Origin of the sequence: Achromobacter sp., from assembly GCF_049647645.1 — a bacterium.
Classification (GTDB): domain Bacteria; phylum Pseudomonadota; class Gammaproteobacteria; order Burkholderiales; family Burkholderiaceae_B; genus Achromobacter.
This window is the reverse complement of sequence record NZ_JBARYB010000223.1, coordinates 1-6307: the sequence shown is the minus strand read 5'-3', so window position 1 is coordinate 6307 and position 6307 is coordinate 1. Positions and strand designations below refer to the sequence as shown.

Sequence of the window (6307 nt, the reverse complement as noted above, 5' to 3'; positions counted from 1 at the left end):
GTGGGGGCTGCGGCGGCAGGAGCGGTGGCGGCTACCGCGCCAGTCGCGCCTGGCGCATTCAGCGCCTGGCCAGAACCGGCCTGCGCTTGCAGCTTGGCTTTAGGGCGGTGCACCAGCTCGGCAGTGACCAGCATCGGGTCGCCCACCTGCGTGGACGGCAGCGCGGGTAGCGCGGCCGCATCGCTGGCCGGCCCGATCAGGTTGTGCGAGGCGCCCTTGACCGAGAACATGCCCGGCCCTTTGAACAGGATGTCGCCGCCATTCATGACGATGCTGGCGCCCGCCGCCTGCAAGGTGATGCTCTTGTTTGCCAGGATCTCGATGCTGTCGGAGGTGGAGGTGACGGTGATGTCCTGGCCGGCCAGCATCTCCAGCATGTCGGTATGCGCGTGGATCGACACCGGCGATTCGGCGGCGACGGCGCGGATGCCGCCGTCCTGCACGAACAGGCTGGTGGAGCGGCCGGAAGCGCTGGCGAAGGTCTGGCGCGCCGCGACGTGGCCGTCCGCCAGCGCGGTGACGTGCAGGTTCTCGCTGGCGTGCAGGATGGCCGAGGCAGGCGTGGCAAAGTTGAGAGAGGACGGCGCATCGATCAGCATGCGCGCGCCGTCGATGCGTTCCACGGCTTCGGCGCCGCTCCGCTCGTTGCCGCTGGCCTTGAGCGCCTGCTGGCCGCCCACGCTGCCGGGATAGCGGCCATCGCCCTTCGGGTCGATGGCGCGGGTCAGCGCGTCATATTGGCTGGTGGCCGCCAGTGCGCGCGCCTGGCGCTTCGTGCCGGCGGCATCCAGGCGCTGCGCGGCATGCTGGGCGCCTCGCAGCCGCGTCAGCGCCTCCTGGGCGTCCGCCTGGGTGGAGCGGGCGTCCTCGCGCGCGCTGGCGGACAGGAGCATGCCCTGTCCGGAGCGCACCACGGTCCAGGCGTCCGAACGCAACTCGAAGCCGGTCCCGCGCCACGCGCCGCGGCTGGATTCATCCGCACCCTGTTCGACCAGATAGCCCAGGCCCAGCTGCGTGGCGCCGATGGAACTGGACAGGCGCGTGCGCATCTGCCGGGTCGTGTCGTCGAACAGCCATTGGCTGTGGCCCGCGTCGTCCAGGCCCTTGCTGTGCCAGCCGCTGAGCGTGCCGGGGTGGTTGGCCCCGGCGTCCTCGCCAGCGGACCAGGGTGGCAGGTCGGCGTCGTTGTATAGCTGGGCCGAGGCCACGGGCTGGTCGATGTCGCCGTCGAGAAACTCGACGAGGATTTCGGTGCCTTTGCGCGGCAGATGGTGCGCGCCCCAATTGGGACCGGCCTGTGCCCCCGCCACGCGCAGCCAGGTGCCGGAACTGTCGTCGCCAGGCGCATTGCCGGTGTCGTCGCCATGGCTGCGGTGCGCCAGCCCGCCTGGCAGCGGGCGCGCGCCGCGCTGCCACGGGAATTGCACCTTGATGCGCAGGTCGCGGCCCGAGGAAATGGGCGCGTCCTGCGCCGCCACCACCACCGCCGCCAGGCCTTCGGGAGCGGTGGGCTTGGCGCGCCAGTCGGGCATCAGCGGCGCGGCGGCGGGTAGGGCGGCGAAGCTGTTGCGGTAAGAGCCGTGTTCCAGATCGGAACCGCCCAGCACCTGGGCGGCCTGGCTGCCCAGGTTGTTGGCAGCCTCGTGTTCGACGTGCAGCAGCGTGTAGCGGTTGCCGCCCATTTCGTCGATGGCCTGGCCCGAGCCTGCCGCGTAGCGGCTGTGCTGCGTCAGGGTGAAGTCGTGCCCAGGCATCATCTGGCGGGCCGTGCCGCCGCCGTCGAAGCTCACCATGCGGGCTTCGTGCGCCAGCAGGCTGCGCGCGGCTGCGCCTTCCGCGGCGTCGCCGTCGGCATAGCGGCCGTGGCCGTCGTAGTCGTAGTCTTCAAGGCCAGGCAGCGCGCCGGCCTGGACGTCGGACTGCGCATGTGCCGCGTGCGCGAGCAGCTTGCGCTCGTCCCAGGCCAGGCGCGTGACGGCGTTGGACTGCACCGCGCGGGCCCCGCCGAAGCGCGTGATGCTGTCCTCGGCTTCAGTGGCGTCGCTGCGGTGAAAGCGCAGCGTGGCGTCGGGGCAGGCCGGCCGCGCCGCACGCGTGTCGAACACCACCAGCCGGTGCCGCGCACCGCCCGAGGCGTCGTCCTGCTGCTCGCCCTGCTGATGGTCGAAGCGGAAGCTCAAGCCGGCTTCGGCCAGCAGGCGCAGTACGAAAGCCAGATCGGTTTCGCGGTACTGCGTGCGCAGCGGGCGCGGTGCGGGCGGCTCGGCGATGTCGAACGAGTAGGCCGCCTGTGGATAATCGGCGAAGATCTCGCTCAGGATGTCGGTGACCGACTTGTCCTGGAACAGGAAGCTGTCGCGGCGCAGGCTCAGGGCCGCCAGCCAGGGGGCGGCGTGCAGCCGGTAGCGCGCCAGGCCGCCGTCGGCGCCCAGCGCGTCCACGCCTTCGACCACCGCATGCCATTGGCGCCTGCCGCCGTCTGCCAGCAGCACGCTGACGCTGATCTCGCGGCCCAGCAGGGCCTGTACGTCCAGTTCGGCCGAGGACGCCAGGCAGTCCAGCGTCAGGGCAAACAGTTCGGAGACGCCTTCGCGCAGGCTCATTCGTTCTACCGCGAGCGCCGCGTCCAGCGGCGTGCGCACCTGCAGCATGCGGGCGTTCTGGGAGAGGGCGGCAACATCCAGGCTGCTGAATCCGGCGGGCGCTTGGGAACGGTCGGTCATGGTGTGGAGCGGTCGGCCTGCGGCTGTCAGGGTAGCGAGTCAGGGGAGCGAGATGGTCAGGTGCGCGGCGCGCGGCCCGATCTTGACGATGTCATGGTAAGGAGCCATGGCCGTCTGCATATCGCGGTTCAGGAAGTGGCTCATGCCCAGATAGGCCAGCAGGCCCAGCAGCGCGAACAGCGCGCCGATGCTCCACAGCGGCACGTCGCGCTTGAGCGTGTGCGCGATCTTGTCGGGCAGGGGCCAGTGCGGCGCGAAGCCCGAGCGCTTGCCGCGCAGCAGCGTGATCTCGTCGCCCAGCCGTGCCGTGAGATAGCCCAGCTTCTCCTGGCCTTCGATCATGTACTTGCCCTGGAAGCCCAGCAGCAGGCACATGTAGAACACTTCCAGCGATTGCAGGCGCGGCGCGCCCTGCGCGCGCAGGTCTTCCAGGCGCGCAAAGAAGTTCTCGCCGGCGAGTTGTTCGCCGAACAGGGTCAGCTGCAGCGGCTGCAGCATCCAGGCGTCGCGGATGGAAAAGCCGGAGTTCAGCACGGTTTCGTCCACCGCGGCGCAGAAGGCGTACTTGGTGGCGTAGACATCCTCGGCAGGAATATCCATCTTCTTGGCGCTGCGCTCGAAGTCCGCCAGGAACTGCTGCACGCGCGCCGAGAACGAGGCGGCATCGACGGGTTCCTGCCCGCTTTTCAGCAGGAACAGCATCAGGAAACCGTCGTACAGCAGGTCCAGCAAGGACTTCGCGGGGCGCGAGCCGTAGAAATCGGCGGCTCGGGGAGGGAGCGAGGCTCCGGGCATCAGGGAAGGCGCGGCGGCGGTCATGGGCAGGCTCTAGCGGGTGACGGCGATGAGGTCCAGTTTCAGTTCGGGTATGCCTGAAGGGGCATAAATGGCGATGCTGCGCGCCTGCAGCATGCGGTCGTACAGCGAGCCGCGCGTCTGCAGGGTGAAGTAGCACGCGCCCGGCTTGACGGGCACGGCGGGAGGAACCTGCGGCGTGTAGACGAGCTGCACGCCGGGCATGGCCGAAAGCACCAGCTTTTCCACGTCGTCGGGCGCGCCGACCTTGAAGCGCAGCGGCACCGTCTCGGCTAGCTCGCTGGCGGGCGTGGCGGCGGACACCGACAGGTAGAGCGCGGTGGTCTCGTCGAGCTTGCCGGAGTCCAGGCGGCCCACGTGGAACGAGGGGCGCAGCTCTTCCAGCACGATGGAGAAGTAGCGGGTCGAAATGACGGTGTCGAGCAGGTCGCGCAAGATCTCGTCCAGCTGCGCGAAGGCCGCGCCAGGCGCATCGTGCTGGTAGGCCGGCAGGTCCGCCAGCGTGTGCACCTTGGAGAAGGTCATGAGCGCGCCCGCCAGCCGCAGCATTTCCTGGAACAGGCGTTCGGGATGCAGCTGGGGATTGTGGAACAGGTGCGACAGCGCCGAATAGGCTTCGTTGCAGGTGTGCAGCAGCCAGAACGAGGCCACGTCGCCCGAGCGGAATTCGATGATGTTTTTATTCGGCTCGCGGTGAAAGCCGTAGAGCGCGTTGACCTTGGCCTGCAGCGCGTCGAGCAAACGGCGCAATTGCTCGAACAGCGCGCTGCACGCCTGCACCGTGACGCTGGGGGCGATGAAGCTGGTGTCCAGCTCGTAGCCGGCGCTGGCGGTGCGGCGCACGCGCGCAACCGGTATGGTCAGCAGCGCGTCGCGCGGCTCGTGTTCCGACAGCAGGCGCACGTTCTTGCGCAGGAACGCGAGCTCGGCCGTGCTGGCGTTGGTGTAGAGATCCGGCGCCGGGCTGTCCTGGTGCGCATAGCGCGTGTCGAAGCCCTGTTCCTGGCGCGTGTCGCGGTAGTTGCCGCCCACGTCCTTCATCGGATGCAGCGCCAAATAAAACACCGCCGTGCTGGCGCCGTCCAGGCCGTCCAGCGCAACCGCGGGCGGCAGGTCGTCGTTGTGGGGCGCGCTGTAGATCTCGCCGTCGGGAAAGATTGCGGAGAGCTCGGTCGCTCGCAGCATGCCGTTGGCAAGCGCCGCGGCGTCGAAACGCGCCGCGCGCAAGCCCCACGCATAGGGATGCAGCGCGCGGCTCATTTCCGCGAGGCGGGCCTCGTGGTACGCGTCTTGGCGTTGAAAATGCTGGGGCCGCAGGAACAGCCCCTCTCCCCACAATATCTTCGCTGAATGGCTCACGTTTTCTGGCTCTTGCTTCTTATATATAGAGAGGACGTAGATGATGGCGGCTAGACGCGGTCGGCTAGACGCGGTCGGCTAGACGCGGTCGGCTCGCATTCAGCTCGGGCATTGCACCGAGCCGAGGCGGGCCGGGTCGAAGCCGGGCATGCCCGGTGGCAACACGATTTGTCCGGTGACTACGGTCATCGCGCAGGCATGGGCGCCCATGACGATGCCGCTGTCCTCGGCGGTCTTCACTTCGAATACGTATTTCCAGCGCTGCGGCGCGGGCGCGTAAAACAAGCCCGCGACAGCGATGTAGGCAGCGTTTTTCGGCACCTTTTCCAAATGCTCGTAACGCTGCCCCGGCGTCAGAGTGACTTCGCGTGCCGCGATGATGCTGTCACCCAACGTCGCCTTTTCGGCGTCAGTATCAACCAATTGCGTGAGCGGTGCGCGTTGAAATGCCTCGGCATTCTTCAAATAGTATATTTTCGTAACGACAGCCATCGGCTGGCCGCTGCTCGCATTCAAATTTTCTCCGGCGTGTATCGCCAATTTCACATCGACTGGCGCATTCGGGTCCTTTTTCAGGCCCGCCATATCCATCATTCCGCCGGTCATTCCCGCTACCGCTCCGATCGCTGAAACCGCCGCGCAACCGCTGATTACGGGGCTTGCCGCGATGACGGCTGCTGCTGCCACGCACCGAGAAAAATAGAGATGTTTTGACATGGCTCTTTATACCGGAAGCCTGCGACAACATACAGATCGCGGCACGATGAGCGAAGTTTCGTGGCGAGTTACATGACGTAATGCACTGTAGTGCTGCGCTAACAAAAGGTTGTTGAAATACGCGGCCTTGGTTACACCCTCCTACATACCAAAAAAATGCACATATCCCGGGTTCTCCTCATCAGCGGAATGCTGGCCTTCCTCGCGGGCTGCGCCACATCCCCCAAGCCGCAGACCGACGCCGAGTACAAGCAGTCGATGACGCACGCCACGCAGACCCTGGCGGGCAAGGGCAACGATCAGGCGGTCGCCGAGTTCCAGGAAATCGCCCTGCTCAATCCCGCGCGCGGAGAACCGTGGTCGTACATCGCGAAGATCCGCTTCGACGAACAGAAGTACGGCGAGGCCATCGTCGCGGCCGATGAAGCGCTGAACCGCGACCCCGAGGACTTCACGGCCAAGACCGTGCGCGCGGTGGGTGGCCTGCGCGTGGCGATGCAATCGCTGGCCGATCTGCGCGCCAATGCGCTGCTCGCCGGCAACGCCCGCACCGATGCGGTGGCGCTGGCCGCCGCCATGCGCGAAACCCTGGGCCAGGACGTGCTGTTCCCCGAGGGCTACAAGCCCCCGCGCCCACGCCAGCCGCGACGCAACGATGCGCAGGGCGCAGCCGCCGGGCAGCAGGCCAAGCC

Annotated in this window: 5 protein-coding genes; 1 reads left to right on the top strand and 4 read right to left on the bottom strand. The window is 67.4% G+C overall.

The annotated features are described in order from the left end of the window. From WBB14_RS26505 to tssJ, 4 genes are all read right to left on the bottom strand, one after another. On the bottom strand, nt 1–2723 hold a 2723-nt coding region (locus WBB14_RS26505; RefSeq protein WP_424242398.1), incomplete at its 3' end, for a type VI secretion system Vgr family protein. 39 nt (nt 2724–2762) lie between these two features. Then, a complete protein-coding gene (icmH, locus tag WBB14_RS26500) occupies nt 2763–3542 on the bottom strand; it encodes a type IVB secretion system protein IcmH/DotU (protein WP_424242397.1) in 780 nt (259 codons plus the stop codon). A 9-nt stretch (nt 3543–3551) separates the two neighbouring features. Next, nucleotides 3552–4898 (bottom strand): type VI secretion system baseplate subunit TssK, encoded by a 1347-nt coding sequence (tssK, locus tag WBB14_RS26495; RefSeq protein ID WP_424242396.1) that lies wholly within the window; start codon nt 4896–4898, stop codon nt 3552–3554. A gap of 99 nt (nt 4899–4997) precedes the next feature. Beyond that, nucleotides 4998–5615 (bottom strand): type VI secretion system lipoprotein TssJ, encoded by a 618-nt coding sequence (gene tssJ / locus WBB14_RS26490; RefSeq protein WP_424242395.1) that lies wholly within the window; start codon nt 5613–5615, stop codon nt 4998–5000. A gap of 189 nt (nt 5616–5804) precedes the next feature. Here tssJ and WBB14_RS26485 point away from each other — a divergent pair. Beyond that, a partial coding sequence (locus tag WBB14_RS26485) for a hypothetical protein (protein WP_424242394.1) occupies nt 5805–6307 on the top strand: 503 nt, incomplete at its 3' end.